This window comes from Leifsonia sp. Leaf264, from assembly GCF_001422325.1.
Taxonomy (GTDB): domain Bacteria; phylum Actinomycetota; class Actinomycetes; order Actinomycetales; family Microbacteriaceae; genus Orlajensenia.
Window position 1 is genome coordinate 410,548 of record NZ_LMMR01000004.1, and the last position, 16,234, is coordinate 426,781.

18 protein-coding genes are annotated in these 16,234 nt (G+C 69.8%); 13 read left to right on the forward strand and 5 right to left on the reverse strand.

Annotated elements, in window-relative coordinates; translation table 11 throughout:
• Nucleotides 1-4 precede the first annotated feature (4 nt).
• The 7 genes from ASF30_RS07310 (at nucleotide 5) to ASF30_RS07340 (ending at nucleotide 7,899) form a co-directional block, all read left to right on the forward strand.
• Nucleotides 5-2,008, forward strand: a complete 2,004-nt coding sequence (locus ASF30_RS07310; RefSeq protein WP_055903967.1) for an acetyl/propionyl/methylcrotonyl-CoA carboxylase subunit alpha — start codon at nucleotides 5-7, stop codon at nucleotides 2,006-2,008.
• Nucleotides 2,005-3,171, forward strand: a complete 1,167-nt coding sequence (locus ASF30_RS07315; protein ID WP_055903970.1) for an acyl-CoA dehydrogenase family protein — start codon at nucleotides 2,005-2,007, stop codon at nucleotides 3,169-3,171. Before ASF30_RS07310 ends, ASF30_RS07315 begins: the two co-directional genes overlap by 4 nt.
• A 34-nt stretch (nucleotides 3,172-3,205) precedes the next feature.
• The gene (locus ASF30_RS07320; protein WP_055903973.1) at nucleotides 3,206-3,682 is read left to right on the forward strand and encodes a MaoC family dehydratase; all 477 of its coding nucleotides are present in this window, start codon (nucleotides 3,206-3,208) and stop codon (nucleotides 3,680-3,682) included.
• Complete coding sequence (locus ASF30_RS07325) at nucleotides 3,679-4,488, forward strand: HpcH/HpaI aldolase/citrate lyase family protein (RefSeq protein ID WP_055903976.1); 810 nt, start codon at nucleotides 3,679-3,681, stop codon at nucleotides 4,486-4,488. Before ASF30_RS07320 ends, ASF30_RS07325 begins: the two co-directional genes overlap by 4 nt.
• A 222-nt stretch (nucleotides 4,489-4,710) precedes the next feature.
• Nucleotides 4,711-5,742, forward strand: coding sequence for an aldo/keto reductase (locus ASF30_RS07330; RefSeq protein ID WP_162240730.1), 1,032 nt, complete (start codon nucleotides 4,711-4,713; stop codon nucleotides 5,740-5,742).
• A 91-nt stretch (nucleotides 5,743-5,833) separates the two neighbouring features.
• A complete protein-coding gene (locus ASF30_RS07335) occupies nucleotides 5,834-7,222 on the forward strand; it encodes a M16 family metallopeptidase (protein ID WP_055903983.1) in 1,389 nt (462 codons plus the stop codon).
• A gap of 74 nt (nucleotides 7,223-7,296) precedes the next feature.
• Complete coding sequence (locus tag ASF30_RS07340; protein ID WP_055903986.1) at nucleotides 7,297-7,899, forward strand: histidine phosphatase family protein; 603 nt, start codon at nucleotides 7,297-7,299, stop codon at nucleotides 7,897-7,899.
• Between the two features lie 38 nt (nucleotides 7,900-7,937).
• On the opposite strand, the gene ASF30_RS07345 is transcribed toward ASF30_RS07340, so the two are convergent.
• A complete protein-coding gene (locus ASF30_RS07345; protein WP_055903989.1) occupies nucleotides 7,938-8,468 on the reverse strand; it encodes a GNAT family N-acetyltransferase in 531 nt (176 codons plus the stop codon).
• Between the two features lie 87 nt (nucleotides 8,469-8,555).
• On the opposite strand from ASF30_RS07345, the gene dapB reads away from it, so the two are divergent.
• Nucleotides 8,556-9,350 (forward strand): 4-hydroxy-tetrahydrodipicolinate reductase, encoded by a 795-nt coding sequence (gene dapB / locus ASF30_RS07350; RefSeq protein WP_055903992.1) that lies wholly within the window; start codon nucleotides 8,556-8,558, stop codon nucleotides 9,348-9,350.
• Between the two features lie 3 nt (nucleotides 9,351-9,353).
• On the forward strand, nucleotides 9,354-9,827 hold the full coding sequence (locus tag ASF30_RS07355; protein ID WP_055903995.1) for a hypothetical protein: 474 nt from the start codon (nucleotides 9,354-9,356) through the stop codon (nucleotides 9,825-9,827).
• Here the strand turns inward: ASF30_RS07355 and ASF30_RS07360 are convergent.
• From ASF30_RS07360 to ASF30_RS07375, 4 genes are all read right to left on the reverse strand, one after another.
• Nucleotides 9,772-10,701, reverse strand: a complete 930-nt coding sequence (locus ASF30_RS07360; RefSeq protein ID WP_055903997.1) for a TIGR01777 family oxidoreductase — start codon at nucleotides 10,699-10,701, stop codon at nucleotides 9,772-9,774. The two genes, ASF30_RS07355 and ASF30_RS07360, sit on opposite strands and share 56 nt — an antisense overlap.
• 11 nt (nucleotides 10,702-10,712) lie before the next feature.
• The gene (locus ASF30_RS07365; protein WP_055904001.1) at nucleotides 10,713-11,138 is read right to left on the reverse strand and encodes an OsmC family peroxiredoxin; all 426 of its coding nucleotides are present in this window, start codon (nucleotides 11,136-11,138) and stop codon (nucleotides 10,713-10,715) included.
• Between the two features lie 152 nt (nucleotides 11,139-11,290).
• Nucleotides 11,291-11,800 (reverse strand): DUF4395 domain-containing protein, encoded by a 510-nt coding sequence (locus tag ASF30_RS07370; protein WP_055904005.1) that lies wholly within the window; start codon nucleotides 11,798-11,800, stop codon nucleotides 11,291-11,293.
• On the reverse strand, nucleotides 11,797-12,294 hold the full coding sequence (locus ASF30_RS07375; protein ID WP_055904008.1) for a TlpA family protein disulfide reductase: 498 nt from the start codon (nucleotides 12,292-12,294) through the stop codon (nucleotides 11,797-11,799). The genes ASF30_RS07370 and ASF30_RS07375 overlap by 4 nt, the downstream gene beginning before the upstream one ends.
• Before the next feature lie 141 nt (nucleotides 12,295-12,435).
• Between ASF30_RS07375 and ASF30_RS07380 the strand changes: the two genes are divergently transcribed.
• The 4 genes from ASF30_RS07380 to dapA all read left to right on the forward strand — a co-directional run bounded on the left by ASF30_RS07380 (nucleotide 12,436) and on the right by dapA (nucleotide 16,232).
• Nucleotides 12,436-13,245 carry a thymidylate synthase gene (locus tag ASF30_RS07380; RefSeq protein WP_055904011.1) on the forward strand — a complete coding sequence of 270 codons (810 nt, stop codon included), beginning with the start codon at nucleotides 12,436-12,438 and terminating at the stop codon, nucleotides 13,243-13,245.
• Complete coding sequence (locus ASF30_RS07385) at nucleotides 13,242-14,003, forward strand: dihydrofolate reductase (protein WP_082467570.1); 762 nt, start codon at nucleotides 13,242-13,244, stop codon at nucleotides 14,001-14,003. Before ASF30_RS07380 ends, ASF30_RS07385 begins: the two co-directional genes overlap by 4 nt.
• Nucleotides 14,004-14,212: 209 nt before the next feature.
• Entirely contained in the window at nucleotides 14,213-15,076 is an 864-nt protein-coding gene (locus ASF30_RS07390) for a DUF559 domain-containing protein (protein ID WP_162240731.1), read from the forward strand.
• Between the two features lie 181 nt (nucleotides 15,077-15,257).
• The gene (gene dapA / locus ASF30_RS07395) at nucleotides 15,258-16,232 is read left to right on the forward strand and encodes a 4-hydroxy-tetrahydrodipicolinate synthase (protein WP_055904017.1); all 975 of its coding nucleotides are present in this window, start codon (nucleotides 15,258-15,260) and stop codon (nucleotides 16,230-16,232) included.
• Nucleotides 16,233-16,234: the final 2 nt, after the last annotated feature.

A 16,234-nucleotide genomic window follows, 5' to 3' on the forward strand; every position in this document is an offset into this window, starting at 1 on the left:
GGCCATGACCATCGAGAACACCGGCGCCGCCCAGGGCGCGCCCCTCTTCCACACCGTGCTCGTCGCCAACCGCGGCGAGATCGCCGTGCGAGTCATCCGCACGCTCCGACGCCTCGGCATCCGTTCCGTCGCCGTCTACAGCGACGCCGATGCGGATGCGGTCCACGTGCGCCTCGCCGACACCGCTGTGCGCCTCGGCCCGGCCGATGCGCGCGAGAGCTATCTCGACGGGGAACGCGTCATCTCCGCCGCCCTCGGCACGGGTGCCCAGGCCATCCACCCCGGCTACGGATTCCTCAGCGAGAACGAGGCCTTCGCAGCAGCGTGCGAGGCCGCAGGCATCGTCTTCATCGGACCGGGGGAGCAGGCGCTCGAGGTCATGGGCGACAAGATCCGCGCCAAGCTGCACGTCGCAGGGTCGGCCGTTCCCGTGGTGCCCGGAGTCTCGGATGCCTCCCTAGACGACGCGGCCCTGGCCGACGCCGCGCTCGGCGTCGGCTTCCCGCTGCTCATCAAGCCGTCGGCCGGAGGTGGCGGCAAGGGCATGCAGCTCGCGCGGGCCGCCGAGGAGTTGCCCGAGGCGATCGCCGGAGCGCGTCGCGTCGCTGCATCGGCCTTCGGAGACGACACTCTGCTGCTCGAGCGCTACATCGAGCAGCCCCGCCACATCGAGGTGCAGGTTCTCGCCGACGCCCACGGCGCCGTCGTGCACCTCGGCGAGCGCGAGTGCTCGCTGCAGCGCCGCCACCAGAAGGTGATCGAGGAGGCGCCGTCGCCGCTGCTCGATGCCGAGACCCGCGAGCGCATCGGGCGCGCCGCCTGCGACGCCGCCCGCAGTGTGGACTATCGCGGCGCCGGAACCGTCGAGTTCCTCGTGTCGGCGAGCAGGCCGGACGACTTCTTCTTCATCGAGATGAACACGCGCCTCCAGGTGGAGCATCCGGTAACCGAGCTCGTGACGGGGTTCGACCTGGTCGAACAGCAGCTCAGAGTCGCAGCGGGGGAGCCCCTCGCCTTCGCGCAGTCCGACGTCCGCCTCACCGGCCACGCCATCGAAGCACGCGTCTACGCCGAGAGCCCGGAGCGCGGGTTCCTGCCGTCGACCGGCACCGTGCTCGCCTACGCGGAGCCCCAGGGGGCCGGCATCCGCATCGACAGCGGCATCGCCGAGGGATCGGACGTGGGTTCCCACTACGACCCCATGCTCGCCAAGGTGATCGCGCACGGCTCCGACCGTGTCGAGGCGCTCGCTCGCCTCGACGCAGCGCTCGCCGACACCGTGGTGCTCGGCGTCGACACCAACATCGCCTTCCTGCGCACCCTGATCGCCGATCCGGCCGTGCAGTCAGGGGATCTCGACACCGGACTGATCGACCGGATGCCGCCCCTGAGCCCGCCCGTCCCGTCGCCCGAGCTGCTCGCCGAAGTGGCGGCCGCGCTCGGCGCGACGGACAGGCAGCAGCCCGGCCCAGCCTCACCGCTCTGGCGCAGCCGATCCGGATTCCGCTTGGGTACCCCTCGACCCCGCACTCTGACCTTCCTCGTCAACGAGGCGCTCGTCGAGGTCGCGGTGGCGTCGCAGGCGGGTCTCGATACGCGTGCGACTCAGGGGCAGCCCCTTCACCGCACCTCCACGACGCTCGCCCGATCGGGATCGACGATCTGGGTGCACTCCGACAGCGCAGCCTACGAACTCACCGTCCTCACCCGCGCAGCCCGTCTGGCCCGCTCCCTGGCCGCCATCGACCGCGTCGGGAAGGATCACAGCCCCGAGCTCCGCGCCCCCATGCCGGGAACCGTCACCGCCGTGCACGTGGCCGACGGCGACGAGGTCGAGGCCGGCCAGGCCATCGTCAGCATCGAGGCCATGAAGATGGAGCACCGCGTCTCCTCCCCGATCAACGGACGGGTCTCCCTCGCCACCAGCGAAGGCGCCCTCGTCCGTCGCGACGACATCGTCGCATCCGTCACCCCGATCGCCACGAGCGAGAAACGAGCCAGCGAATGAACTACGACCTCAGCGCCGAGGAGCAGCACCTCTACGACACCGTCAGCGACTTCGCCGACACCGTCGTGGCGCCGGCCGCCTACGGCTACGACACCGAACGCCGCCTGCCCATGGAGATCATCGCCCAGATGGGCGAGATGGGACTGTTCGGCCTCCCGTTCCCGAAGAAGTACGGCGGTCAGGGCGGCGACTACGTGCAGCTCTGCCTCGCCGTCGAGGCGCTCGGCCGGGTCGACCAGTCCATCGGCGTCACCCTCGAGGCCGGAGTGGGGCTCGGCATCATGCCGATCTACCGCAACGGTTCTCCGGCCCAGCGCGAGACCTGGTTGCCCGATCTCCTCGCCGGCCGCGCTCTCGCCGGTTTCGGACTGACCGAGGCGAAGGCCGGATCCGATGCGGGAGCGACGGCGACGACGGCGGTGCTCGATGGCGACGACTGGGTGATCAACGGCTCGAAGCAGTTCATCACCAACTCGGGAACGCCGATCACGAGCCTCGTCACGATCACGGCCGTGACGGGGGAACGCACGGGGCGCATGGGGGAGCGCAAGCCCGAACTCTCCAGCATCATCGTGCCGTCGGGAACGCCCGGCTTCACGGTCGAACCCGCGTACGACAAGGTCGGCTGGCACACCAGCGACACGCATCCGCTCACCCTCACAGACGTACGGGTGCCGGCCGCGAACCTCCTGGGCGAGCGCGGGCGGGGCTACGCGAACTTCCTGCAATCGCTCGACGAGGGCCGCATCGCCTTCGCAGCGCTCGCCACCGGAGCCGCCCAGGGCTGTCTCGAGGAGGCCCTGCGCTACGCCAAGGAGCGCGTGGTGTTCGGCTCGACCATCGGCTCGAACCAGCACGTCGCGTTCAAGATCGCGAAGATGCAGGCGCGTGTGCACCAGGCCCGCCTCGCCTGGCTCGACGCCGCTCGCAAGATGGTGGCCGGCAAGCCCTTCAAAATCGAGGCGTCCATCGCCAAGATGGTGGCAGGGGAGGCAGCCATGGACAACGCACGCGATGCGACGCAGGTGTTCGGCGGATACGGCTTCCTCAACGAGAACGCCGTCGCCCGCCACTACCGTGACTCGAAGATCCTCGAGATCGGCGAGGGAACCACCGAGGTCCAGCTCATGATCATCACCCGTGAGCTCGGGCTGGTGGCCTGAACAGCGCACACCGAGCAGAAGGGCGACGGATGCCATGACACGCGACATCGAGCAGCGGGGGCTCTGGTTCGAGGAGTTCGACCTCGACGCGCGCTACCTGCATCGTCCGGGCCGCACAGTGACCGAGGCTGACAACGTGCTGTTCACGACGCTCACCATGAACACGCAGGCGTTGCACCTCGACGCCGCGTTCGCCGCCGGGGAGTCGTTCGGGCAGCGGCTGGTGAACTCGATGTTCACGCTGTCGACGCTGGTGGGGGCATCCGTCGCCCAGCTCACCCAGGGCACGCTGGTCGCCAACCTCGGCTTCGGGGCCGTGGCGTTCCCCGCACCGGTGTTCATCGGCGACACCCTCTACGCCGAGACGACAGTCGCCGCGAAGCGCCTGTCGGCATCACGCCCCGGGCAGGGCATCGTCACCCTCGACCACGTGGCGCGCAACCAGCACGACGTCGTCGTCGCGACGGCCTCGCGCAGCACGCTCGTCTGGTGCGAGGGGGCGCGCTCATGACGTTCCACCTCGGGCCGGCCCTGCTGTTCTGCCCCGCCAACCGCCCCGACCGCTACGAGAAGGCACTGGAGCGGGCGGATGCCGTCATCCTCGACCTCGAGGACGCCGTCGCCCCCGACGACAGGGAAGACGCCCGCGAGGCGCTCCTGCAGACGCCGCTCGACCCTGACCGCGTCGTGGTGCGCATCAACCCCGTCGGCAGCCACGACTTCTCGGCCGACCTCTCCGCCCTCGAGGCGACCCCGTACCGCTACGTGATGCTTCCCAAGGCGGAGCATCCTGATGCCGCGGCCGCCGTCGCGGGCTACAGGGTCGTGGCACTGTGCGAGACGGCCGCCGGGGTGCTCGCCGCGCCCGCCATAGCGCTGCAGCCGAACGTGGTCGCACTGATGTGGGGTGCCGAAGACCTGGTGGCCTCGCTCGGCGGCACCTCGAGCCGCTTCGCCGACGGCCGCTATCGGGCCGTCGCCGACCACGCGCGTTCCCAGGTGCTGCTCGCCGCCGGGGCCGCCGGAATCGCCGCCATCGACACCGTGCACCTCGACATCGCCGACCTCGCCGGTCTCTCGGACGAGGCGACGGATGCCGCAGCCAGCGGCTTCGCCGCGACGGCGTGCATCCATCCGGGCCAGGTCGAGACCATCCGCGCGGCCTACACTCCGAGCGCCGAGGAGATCGCAGAGGCGCGCGCCGTGATCGCGGTCGCAGCTCGCGAGCACGGGGTGTTCCGGCACGGCGATCGCATGGTCGACGGGCCTGTCCTGAGGCATGCCGAGGCGGTACTCCGACGGGTCGGGCGCGGGTGATGCATCCGGACGGCGCAGTCCGGTGGAATCGCCCGACTCGCCCGGAAGTACGGGCCCGACGGCCCGATCGGGTAACGCCGATGGGTCGTACGAGTTCACTTCTCGTTCACTCGCAAACATTTCTATAACGGTTGTGGAATACCGGGCGATTCGGCGCAGCAGTGTCGGCGGACTGCCCTACTGTCAGAAGCCTTAGGGGAGGTGTTGAGAATGACTCAGGTGGTGCCACGGACAGTCACACGTTCGTCCGAGGCTGCCGTCGAGATCGTCATTCCCGAACTCGACCAGGCCACCTCGCCGTTCTCGGGTGCCATCGGTATCCAGCCCTCGGCCGCGCCGGCTCGCCGGCACATCCCCGACACCGACCTGTGGGTGTTCCCGCTCGCCCTCGGCGCCAGGCGATTCGGTCGCACGGTCGATCCCCGCACCTCCGTCGACATGCTCGACCGCTACCGTGAGGGCGGCGGCAACCTCATCGACACCGTCGATGCCGTCGTCGCTCAACGCAGTGAACAGCTCATCGGAGCATGGCTCCGTGCGCGACGGTGCCGCGACGACGTCGTGCTCGCCACGACGGTCGGCGGCGGAACCGACTTCCCCGGCCTCGCGCCGGCCAACATCATCGCCGGCGTCGACGCCTCGCTGCAGCGCCTCGGCGTCGAGCGACTCGACCTGCTGTTCATGCGCGAATCCGCCGGTGTGCCCGTCCCGCTCGAAGAGAGCCTCGGCGCCATCGACGCTCTGGTACAGGCCGGCAAGGTCGGCTACATCGCCGCGTCGGGCTTCTCGGCCGACAGGCTGATCGAGGCGCGCGTTCTCGCGGCCAACGGGCTCCCGCGCTTTCGCGCCGTGCAGTCCTCGTACAGCCTCGCCGAGCGGGTGCCGTTCGAGGGGTCGGTCTCGGTGTCCGCGAACGCGCAGGGTCTCGCGGTCTTCCCGTCGAGCCCCCTGAACCACGGCGTCCTCGCCGGATCCACCCGCGGCGACGGATCCATCCCCGCCAGCGTCGCCAGCCGCGTCGCGCTGCGCCTCAACCGTCGCCTGCACCGCATCCGTTCGGTCGTCGACCGCATCGCAGCAGACCACGGCGTGCCATCGGCGACGATAGCCATCGCCTGGCTGCTGGCCCGACGTGACGTCGTCGCTCCTGTCACTGGGGCGCGCTCGCTCGGCGAACTGCAGTCGCTCATGGCGGCTCCTCGGGTCACCCTCACGCGGGCAGACATGCTCGACCTCGACCGCGCCACGCTCTGACTTCCTCCCACGGCCTCGGCGTCCCCTCGGGTGTCTCACGGATGGGTCGCAACCCGGTGCGTGTCCGAGCACTGGCCTAAGGTGGAGTGTGATGAACGGCGCAGTTGACCTCCCTCTCGGCATGCCCGAACTCAGCTTCACCGCATCAGGTGACTGCCTCGTCAGGCGATCGGTCCTCCCCAGCGGAGTGCGCATCCTCACCGAACACGTGCCGGGTTCCCGCAGCGCGACCATCGGCTACTGGGTCGCCGTCGGCTCGCGTGACGAGTTGCCGGCGCTGGCCGCGATCAACGGCCGCTCGGCGCATCCGGGAACCTTCGGGTCGACCCACTTCCTCGAGCACCTGCTCTTCAAGGGCACGTCGACGCGCACGGCGCTCGACATCGCCGTCTCCTTCGACGCCGTCGGCGGCGAGCATAACGCCATGACGGCGAAGGAGTACACCTGCTACTACGCCAAGGTGCGCGACCGCGACCTGCCGATGGCGGCGGCGGTGCTCACCGACATGCTCACCTCGTCGCTGCTCGACCCCGAGGAGTTCGAGAACGAGCGCGGGGTCATCCTCGAGGAGCTGTCGATGGCCGAGGACGACCCGGCCGACGTCGCCAACGAGCGCTTCTTCGAGGCCGTGCTCGGCGATCACCCCCTCGGGCGCCCGATCGGCGGCAGCCCGGCCACCATCGAGGCGGCGACCCGCGAGGCGGTCTGGAACCATTACAGGGCGAACTACAGGCCGCAGGACCTCGTGGTCACGGCCGCCGGTGCCGTCGATCACGACGAGCTCGTGGCATCGGTCACGGCGGCACTCCAATCCGCCGGCTGGGACCTGTCGGTGCCGGCGACCCCCGTCGAGCGCCGCCCGGCCGAGGCCTCGGCCATCACGCGGGGTTCCGAACTCGTCGTCATCGATCGGCAGCTCGAACAGGTCAACATGTTCGTCGGCGTTCCCGGCCTGATCGCCACCGACGACCGCCGCATGACGATGAGCGTGCTCAACTCGATCTTCGGCGGCGGCATGTCGTCGCGGTTGTTCCAAGAGGTGCGCGAGAAGCGCGGTCTCGCCTACTCGGTCTACTCCTTCGCCGCCGCGTACTCCGATGCCGGCGTCTTCGGCATGTACGCCGGGTGCTCGCCCGCGAAGGCGGCCCCCGTCGCCGAGCTCATGCTCGACGAGCTGCGCCTGCTGGCCGAGAAGGGCGTGACGGATGCCGAGATGGGTCGTGCCATCGGCCAGATCTCCGGTGCATCGGCCCTCGCCCTCGAAGACAGCGACACCCGGATGAGCCGGCTGGGTCGCGCCGAGATCACCCAGGGGGAGTTCACCGACCTCGACGAGGGCCTGCGCCGCGTCGGGCTCGTGACGGCGGCCGACGTCCAGGAACTCGCCGCCTACCTCGCCTCCCGCGAGCTCTCGCTCTCGGCGGTCGGCGCGGTCGACCCCGATCTCTTCACGCCGCTGGTCGGAGCGCACGCCGGCTGACCCGGGCCCGATCGGGCCGACGAGTACCTCGTACACCGCAGTACGCACGACAGCAACACACGAAAGGGACACCGGTGCCCCACTACGTCTACCTGGTCCGCCATGGAGAACAACAGCACGCCGAACACGGCCTGCCCGACGGACCGCTCTCGGCACGGGGGGTGCGCCAGGCGCAGCTGCTGGCCGAGCGCCTCGGCGGAGTCCCGTTCGACTCGGCCTGGCACTCCCCGCTGCAGCGCGCCGCCGAGACCGCCGCCATCATCGCCGACCGCATGCCGGCGATCACGCCGGAGCCCTCGGCCCTCCTGTTCGACTGCATCCCGTCTGGCCCCTCGCCCGAGACACCGGATGCATTCGACGCGTTCTTCGGCTCCGTCACTCCCGAGGAGATCGAGGCCGGCCGCGCCCAGATGGAGGACGCCGTCGCCGAGTTCCTGAAGCCTGCCCGTGGCGAGCGGCACGACCTGCTGATCACGCACAACTTCATCATCGGCTGGTTCGTGCGGGAAGCCCTCGGAGCTCCCGACTGGCGGTGGATGAGCATTCCGCAGGCCAATTGCGGACTCACGATCCTCCAGCAGAAGCCGGGTCGACCGTGGACCCTCCTCGCCCACAATGACCTGGCGCACCTCCCCGTCGAACTCCGCACCGGCCTGGCAGAGCCGCTGCCGGCCTAGGCGCCGCGGACAGCCGCAGTCCCGGCGGGGCGATACGGCTACAGCCCCTTCGCATACCAGTTCGTCGCGTTCGGGTTGTCGTTGTACGGCTCGACATCCACGTAGCCTGCCCGTCGATACAGGGCACCGGCGGCCTCGAGGCTCGCGTTGGTGTCGAGTACGACCTCGGTCGCGCCGTACGCCCGCGCACGCCCCTCGAGCTCGGTGAGCAGCGCCCGCCCGGCGCCGAGACCACGGGCGCTCGGCCGCAGGTAGAGGTGCTTCACCTCGTAGCGCACGGCCTCGACCCCGTCGGAAGGCTGCAGGCGACGGATGCCGCCGCATCCGATGATGGTGTCGGCGTCGGATGCGGCGTCGGCGTCGGTGTCGGCGTCGGATGCGGCATCCGTCGCCGAATCATCGACGACCAGCAGGAACACCCCGGTCGGCGGGACGAACTGCTCGGGAGCCGGGAACGTCGTCCTGTAGCCGCCGGCGCTCGGGAAGCCCGCAGCGCGCTCGGCGAAGTACTCGGCGAGCAGGGCGTGAGCCGCCTCATCAGTCACGGGAACATCGCGGAAGCGCACCATGCCCCCAGCGTATGGGCCCATCGCGCGTGCCCATCGACGGCGCACGCGACGACCGGAGCGGTCGGCCCCGATTGCTAGGCTGATCCGGTGACAACACGCGTTGCCGTCATCGGCGCCACCGGCAGGCTCGGATCCCTCGTCTCACGGCTCGTGCGCGACTCCGACGACTTCGAGCTCGTCGCCGAGCTGAGTTCCCGGAGCGCACTCAGCGAGATGCTCGGAGCAGACATCGCCGTCGACGTGAGCCATCCGGCCGTCAGCGGGGAGATCGTGGAGTACGCGGTCGACAACGGCCTGCGCGTGCTCGTCGGCACGTCGGGCTGGAGCCAGGAGCGCATCGGTGCCGTCACCTCACGCGTCACAGCGCGTGATGGTGCCGTCGTCTTCATCCCCAACTTCTCGATCGGGTCCGTGCTCGGCACGCGGCTCGCCACCATCGCCGCCCGCTACTTCGATTCCATCGAGATCGTCGAGGCCCACCATGCTGGCAAGGTCGACTCGCCGTCGGGTACCGCCGTGCGCACGGCCGAGCTGATGACCCGGGCCCGCGCCGAGCTCGGCCCCGTCGACGCCCCGCACACGGACCAGCGCGCCCGCGGCCAGCAGGTGGCGAGCATCCCCGTGCACAGCCTGCGCGTCGCCGGCCTCCTCGCCAGCCAGCAGGTCGTCTTCGGCGGCCACGGCGAGAGTCTCAGCATCCGTCACGACACGATCTCCGACGAGTCCTACGAGCAGGGCATCCTGCTCGCGCTGCGGGCCCTTCGCGAGGCGAGCGGCGTCACGGTGGGCCTCGATGCCCTTCTCGGACTCGGTTCGATCGGCGGCGAGGTTCCGCCCGCCCCGGTCGATCCGAGCGACACGTCCGACCTCGTGCAGGACTGACGCATGAAGTCCCGCGTCGCCGCCTGGCTCATGGCCGTGCTGCTCGTCATCTACTTCGTCCTGGTCGGCTGGCGTGCCGTGCAGTTCCTGATGACAGGCGAGCTCGTCGGCATCCTCATCGGGATCGCGCTGATCGTGCTGCCCATCGTCGGAGTGTGGGCGCTCTGGCGTGAGCTCGCATTCGGCTTCGGCAGTGAGCGCCTCGTCAAGCGACTCGACGCCGAGAACGAGCTGCCGGCCGAGGAGCTCACGGTGAGCGCGACCGGCCGCCCCGATCGAGCTGAGGCCGCCGCCGACTTCGCGCGCTTCCAGGGCGCCGTGGAGGAGCATCCGGAGTCCTGGCGCGATTGGTTCCGCCTCGGGCTCGCCTACGACGCCGCGCGCGACCGACGTCGGGCGCGCGGCGCCATCTCGCACGCCATCAGGCTCGAGCGTGCCGAGTCTCGGGCTGATCCCGCCGCGGGCGACGCCCGCTGAGCATCCAGTCCACGGCCTGCTCGGCCGTCGCGTGCTGGTAGCGGAATCCGCTCGCCTCGAGCTTCTGGGGCACGACCTCCTGATCGGCCAGCAGCAGGTCGCGAGCATCCTGCAGCGCGAGGGAGACCAGCTTCTTGGGAGCCGGCACCAGGTAGGGCCTGTGCAGCGCCGAGGTGAAGGCGCGCATGATGCGCTCGGCGGATGCCGCCCCGGGGGCGACGAGGTTGACCGGACCCGAGATGTCTGCCTTCAACAGGTGACGCATGGCGGCCACCTCGTCGGGCAGCGTGATCCACGGCCAGTGCTGCTTGCCGTTCCCCATCGGGCCGGCGAGTCCGAGTCGGCTCTGCAGCTCGACGATCGAGAGCACGCCGCCCTGTCCGACGACGAGCCCGGTGCGCATGGTCACGACCCTCACCCCGTCCGGCGCGCGGCGGGCGGCCTTCTCCCACGCGTCGACGACGTCGGCGAGATAGCCGCTGCCACGGGGTGACTCCTCGGTGAGCTTCTCGCCGGGGCGATCACCGTAGATGCCGACGGCCGAACCGCTCAGGAAGATCGACGGCGGATTCGATGCCGTGCGCATGGCATCGGTCAGCGTGTGGGTGGCACGGATGCGGGAGGTGAAGATCTCGCGCTTCCACTTCGGCGTCCACGGCAGCCGGGCCAGCGACGCTCCCGAGAGGTTGATCACGGCGTCGACGTCGTCCATGATGCCGCCGGGGATCACACCGCTCTCGGGATGCCACTCCACCTCGTCGACCCGCGTCGGCGCGCGGCGGACCAGGCGCAGCACCTCGTGGCCGTGGGAGGTGAGGGAGTGGCCGAGTTCGCTGCCGATGAAGCCCGACGCCCCGGAGACGAGGATGCGCATGCCGTCAGCGCCTAGGCCAACGTGGCTTCGATCGTGATGGGGATGCCGGCGAGGGCCTTGGAGATGGGGCAGTTGGCCTTGGCGAGCTGCGCGATCGACTCGAAGTCTGAGCTCGAGATGCCGGGAACCGTCGCGTTCACCAGCAGGTGGCTACCGGTCACGCCGGTTCCGGCCACGAAGGTGACCGCAGCTGTGGTCTGGATCGAGGTCGGCGGGTGACCGGCGTTGGTGAGCTCGTTGCTGAACGCCATGGAGAAGCAGCTCGCGTGCGAGGCGGCGAGGAGCTCCTCGGGGTTGGTCGTGCCCGACTCGCCGTCGGCCCGTGCCTTCCAGTTGATGGGGAAGGTCGCGACCTTCGAGGAATCGAACGTCACCGTGCCGTTCCCGGTGAACAGTTCGCCGTTCCAGACCGTCGTTGCCTCGCTCGTGAGCGCCATGGGTTCCTCCTCGAAGTGGACTTCCTCCCACCCTAAGGAACTGCACGCCGGGTATCTACGCCCCGACGGGGGATCGCGGGCCCGCAGCGCTGATCGGGCATCGCGGGCCCGGCGTCGCGGACGCGGCCGCGGGCGTGGCCGTGCTCTGGGTCCTACGCCGCGCTGGGGCGCAGCCGCTGGAGGAGCAGGTAGATCTGGCAGCCGAGGCAGTATCCGAACGCCGAGTTGAGGAATGCGGCCACGAAGGCGAGGGCTGCCGCGATGGTGACGGCCGGTGCGATGCCGAACAGGCCGAGGATCACGCCGACGCCGGTGACGACGAGGCCCACACCCTGCGCGAAGGTGGGCGGACGCGGGTCCTCGCGCTCCGTGGTCGGCTTCAGACGAGGGAGCACGACGCGGCGGAACAGGATGGCGAACGGATGCCGGCGGATGCCGGCGATGGTCGTCCACGCGAAGGTCGCCGCAACGGCGGCGAGCAGCAACAGCGCCGCGAGCTCGGCGCCGGCGAGTCCGAGCACGACATCGATGAGGAGGAGCACGGCGGTGATGGTGGCCACGAAGCGCGGACCGCGCGGGTCGATGCCGTCGGGGATCGCCTGGGGCGAGGCGCTGTTCGGCACTGCCGTACCGCTGGGGCGGGTCTGGTTGTCTGCGGTCATGCTGGGCTCCCGATGATGATGGTGAGGCGGTCGGCGACGGCGCGTCGGTCGGGCGCGCCGCCCACTCGGGCGCGCACGGTCCCGCGTCCGTCGAGGATGAGGGTGGTCGGCGTCTGCAGCACGTTGTAGCGCCGGGCGATGTCCGGACGGTGCGTCAGGTCGACGTCGAGGTGACGAACTCCGGCGTGTTCGCCCGCGATCGCGCCGAGCAGCACGCGTGTCTGCGGGCAGCGCGAGCAGAACTCGGTGGAGAACTGCAGCAGGGTCGCGTTCTCGCCGAACGGCTCCGCGCTGTCGACGTCGGCCGGGGTGACGACGATGGCGAGGTCGGACGGCGCAGTGACGGCGGCTTCGCTGCCGTCGGAGGCCAGCGCGGCTGATGGGGCGGCATCCGTCACGGTGATGCGTCCGTCGCGGGACCGGAGCCAGAACCCGAGCGCCGTCGTCGCGGCGACCAGCGCCAGGGCGACGGAGACGGCGAGGATCCACGACATCCGCCCATGCTCCCTCAGCACCCGCGCGCGCGGGGAAATGTGACCTGTGATGACGCGGGGGAGCGGCATCCGTCGACCGGAACAAGGCGACGCGCTCCGCATGCCTCGGTGCTGTCGCCGGCCCGCGATACGATCGACGCGATGAGCGCCACGATCCCCACCCCATACGAGGACCTGCTGCGCGATGTGCTCGAGCACGGCGTGCAGAAGACCGACCGCACCGGCACCGGAACGCGCAGCGTGTTCGGCAGGCAGATCCGCTTCGACCTGGCCGAGGGCTTCCCGCTCATCACGACCAAGCGCGTGCACTTCAAGTCGATCGCCTACGAACTGCTGTGGTTCCTCCGCGGCGAGAGCAATGTGGGCTGGCTGCGCGAGAACGGCGTCACCATCTGGGACGAGTGGGCGGATGCCGCCGGCGAGCTCGGCCCCGTCTACGGCGTGCAGTGGCGGTCGTGGCCGACGCCGTCGGGCGAGCAGATCGACCAGATCAGCGACGTGATCGACGCCATCCGCGCCACTCCCGACTCCCGTCGCCTCATCGTGTCGGCCTGGAACCCCGCCGACATCCCGAACATGGCGCTGGCCCCGTGCCACGCGCTGTTCCAGTTCTACGTGGCAGACGGCAAGTTGTCGTGCCAGCTCTACCAGCGCAGCGCCGACATGTTCCTCGGGGTGCCGTTCAACATCGCGTCGTACGCACTGCTCACGCTCATGGTCGCCGACCAGGTCGGCCTCGAGCCCGGCGAGTTCGTCTGGACCGGCGGAGACTGCCACATCTACGACAACCACGTCGCCCAGGTCACCGAGCAGCTCTCCCGCGACCCGTACCCGTACCCGACTGTGCGCATCGATGCCGAGCGCGACAGCATCTTCGACTACGAGTACGGCGACTTCGTCGTCGAGGGCTACGAGCACCACCCCGCCATCCGCGGCGCCGTCGCGGTATGACGGATGCCGCTGCCGCTGCCGGCGCTGCCCCTGCAGGCGTGACCGGCCCTGAGATCGTCGGTGCGCCCGCTGCGCCCGGTGCTGCCGGGACGGCAGCCGGCCTCGAAGCCGCATCCGTCGCCCTCGGACTGATCTGGGCCCAGTCCTCCGACGGCACCATCGGACGCGGCGGTGTCATGCCCTGGCACCTGCCCGAGGATCTCGCCCACTTCAAGCAGGTCACGCTCGGTGCCCCCGTCGTCATGGGGCGCAAGACCTGGGACTCGCTGCCGCCGCGGTTCCGGCCCCTCGGCGGTCGCCGCAACATCGTCGTCACCCGCCAGGCCGACTGGGCCGCTGAGGGTGCAGAGGTCGCGCACTCCGTCCAGTCCGCCGTGGCACTCGCCGCGTCATCGGCGCCCCTGCCTGCGACCGACGCGCCCGTCGCGCCCGTCGCGCCCGTCGCGCCCGTCGCGCCCGTCGCGCCCGCGCCCGTCGCGACCGACGCGCCAGCTACGGGCACGCTTCAGGTGCCGGATGCCGCCCCCAAGCGCATCTGGATCATCGGGGGAGCCGAGCTCTTCTCCGCCGTCATCGACGAGGCCGACCTGCTCGAGGTCACCGAGATCGATGCAGCGTTCGAGGGCGACACCCAGGCGCCGCACCTGGACGCGAGCTGGTCTGTCGCCGCCACCGATCCGGCCGACGCCGAACCCGTCTCCTGGCACACCTCCCGTACGGGCCTCCAGTACCGCTTCCTCACCTACGCCCGCCGCTGACCCGCGGCTCCCTCCGCCGTGTGAAGGCGATTCGCCCTCCGTGTGAAGGCAATGGGGAGAACAGGCCCGCAATTCCGGGATCTGCGCTTTCGTCACGCCTTCACACGGCGGCTGTCGGCACTCCTCCGCAGCTCGCGTGGGGAGCAAACCTGCCCCAGATGATGCGGGCGTCGTACACGCGCTGCCCGGACCACGCCACTCTCGGGCAGATGAACGCTCACCACATCGTCCACGAAGCTGGCGGCCTGGCGCCGTCGAGCGCACTTCGTGAGGCCGGTCTCACTCCGGCGGCGATTCAGAAGGCGGTGCTTCGCGGCGATATCTACCGCGTACGCAAGGGCTGGTTCACCTGCCCGGAGGTCGACGTGGAACGGCGGGTGGCAGCCAGGGTCGGGGGTCGGCTGACCGGCACGACTGCGGCAGCGGCTCTCGGCATCTGGACGCCGCCTGATCAGCGGTTCCATGTCGCTCTTCCCCACAATGCGTGCCGCCCGCGGGCACGGTCCACCGCGTTCCAGCGGAGCACGGAGGTCGTGGATCCCGGTCTGGTACTGCACTGGAACGATGACCGGTCGGGTCAGCATCCGTTCATCGTTCCGGCCACGATCTGGATCCCACAGGTCATCGACGACGTCGAAGCGCCCCGGGCGGCGGCGGTCATCGATTCGGCGCTTCGTCTCGGTCGTATCGGTCAGGACGAGTGGCGGTCCGTTCTCGGCTCGCTGCCGCTGGAAAAGCGGCAGGGCTTCGATGTCGTCGACGGCGCCCCCGAGACGGGGACCGAGTCCATGGTGCGTTTCGCGCTGAATGCGGCGGGCATCATCGCCCGGCCGCAGTTCGAGGTCGGTCGTCGCCGGGGCGATCTACTCGTCGGCGATCGGTTGATTCTGGAGATCGACAGCGAAGTGCATCACGCTCGCATCCGTGATTCGAAACGCGATCGCGAGCTTGCAGCCAGCGGCTATGTCGTGCTGCATTTCGACTACGTCGAGGTGATGTACGACCTCCCCGCTGTGATCGCCGAGATCGTCGCCTTGGTGAGGGCGGGAGTCCACCTTCGCGCCGCCGTGTGAAGGCGGACCGAAAGACAATTCCGCGGGATTCCGGGCGTTCGTCCCGGGTTGCCTTCACACGGCGGCCCATTCGCCTTCACACGGCGGCAGGGGCGGCAGCGACAGCGGATGGGCGCAGCACGGACTGCCGCCGCGCGACACACGAGGCGACGGCACCGCCCGAACCGATACGCTGGAGGGCGTGTCGACGCAAAACCCCTTCGGTCAGGTCCTTGTCGCTCTCGTCACACCGTTCACCGCCGATGGTGAGGTGGATTGGCCGGGAGTCGAGAAGCACATCGACGACGTCATCAACGCGGGCGCCGACGGCATCGTCGTCACCGGCACCACGGGCGAGACCAGCACCCTGACCGACCAGGAGAAGCTGAAGCTCGTCGAGGTCGGCAAGTCGGTCTCGGCCGGACGCGCCAAGATCATCACCGGCGGCGGCTCCAACGAGACCGCCCACGCCATCCAGCTCGCCCAGCAGAGCGAGAAGGCTGGCGCCGATGGCAACATGATCGTCACGCCGTACTACAACAAGCCGACTCAGGCCGGCATCCTCACGCACTTCCGCATGGTCGCGGATGCCACGGACCTGCCCGTCATCCTGTACGACATCCCCGGTCGCACTGGCGTGCCCATCAAGTACGAGACGATTCTCCGCCTCGCGAAGCACCCCAACATCCTCGCCGTCAAAGACGCGAAGGGCGACTTCAGCGAGGTGAGCCGCGTGCTCAACCAGACCGACCTCATGTACTTCTCGGGCGACGACGCGAACATCCTCGCGCACCTCGCCATCGGAGCATCCGGTCTCATCGGAGTCACGGCCAACATCGCAGCAAAGCCGTACCGCACCATCGTCGACGCCGTGAACGCGGGCGATCTCCACACGGCGACGGATGCGCACAAGAAGCTCGAACCGCTGGTGCGCGCGGTGATGACGCACGTGCCCGGCACCGTCGCGGCCAAGTACATCCTCCACGGCCTCGGCCGCATCGGCAGCCCCCGCGTGCGGTTGCCGCTCGTCGGCCCCGAGGAGTGGGAGGCCGCCCAGATCGAGGACGAGATCGACCTCGTCCGCGACATCCCGGGAGTCGATTTCTCGAACTTCCGCCCCGATCGCAATGCCGCAGCAGGCGGCGCACTGCCCCGAATCGCGGGCACGACACGCTAGCG

What these genes read in the sequence shown, in the direction of transcription:
- ASF30_RS07310 (WP_055903967.1), top strand. Translation starts at nt 5, where the DNA reads ATGACCATCGAGAACACCGGCGCCGCCCAGGGCGCGCCCCTCTTCCAC.
- ASF30_RS07315 (WP_055903970.1), top strand. Translation starts at nt 2,005, where the DNA reads ATGAACTACGACCTCAGCGCCGAGGAGCAGCACCTCTACGACACCGTC.
- ASF30_RS07320 (WP_055903973.1), top strand. Translation starts at nt 3,206, where the DNA reads ATGACACGCGACATCGAGCAGCGGGGGCTCTGGTTCGAGGAGTTCGAC.
- ASF30_RS07325 (WP_055903976.1), top strand. Translation starts at nt 3,679, where the DNA reads ATGACGTTCCACCTCGGGCCGGCCCTGCTGTTCTGCCCCGCCAACCGC.
- ASF30_RS07335 (WP_055903983.1), top strand. Translation starts at nt 5,834, where the DNA reads ATGAACGGCGCAGTTGACCTCCCTCTCGGCATGCCCGAACTCAGCTTC.
- ASF30_RS07345 (WP_055903989.1), bottom strand. Translation starts at nt 8,468, where the DNA reads ATGGTGCGCTTCCGCGATGTTCCCGTGACTGATGAGGCGGCTCACGCC.
- ASF30_RS07355 (WP_055903995.1), top strand. Translation starts at nt 9,354, where the DNA reads ATGAAGTCCCGCGTCGCCGCCTGGCTCATGGCCGTGCTGCTCGTCATC.
- ASF30_RS07360 (WP_055903997.1), bottom strand. Translation starts at nt 10,701, where the DNA reads ATGCGCATCCTCGTCTCCGGGGCGTCGGGCTTCATCGGCAGCGAACTC.
- ASF30_RS07365 (WP_055904001.1), bottom strand. Translation starts at nt 11,138, where the DNA reads ATGGCGCTCACGAGCGAGGCAACGACGGTCTGGAACGGCGAACTGTTC.
- ASF30_RS07370 (WP_055904005.1), bottom strand. Translation starts at nt 11,800, where the DNA reads ATGACCGCAGACAACCAGACCCGCCCCAGCGGTACGGCAGTGCCGAAC.
- ASF30_RS07375 (WP_055904008.1), bottom strand. Translation starts at nt 12,294, where the DNA reads ATGTCGTGGATCCTCGCCGTCTCCGTCGCCCTGGCGCTGGTCGCCGCG.
- ASF30_RS07380 (WP_055904011.1), top strand. Translation starts at nt 12,436, where the DNA reads ATGAGCGCCACGATCCCCACCCCATACGAGGACCTGCTGCGCGATGTG.
- ASF30_RS07385 (WP_082467570.1), top strand. Translation starts at nt 13,242, where the DNA reads ATGACGGATGCCGCTGCCGCTGCCGGCGCTGCCCCTGCAGGCGTGACC.
- ASF30_RS07390 (WP_162240731.1), top strand. Translation starts at nt 14,213, where the DNA reads ATGAACGCTCACCACATCGTCCACGAAGCTGGCGGCCTGGCGCCGTCG.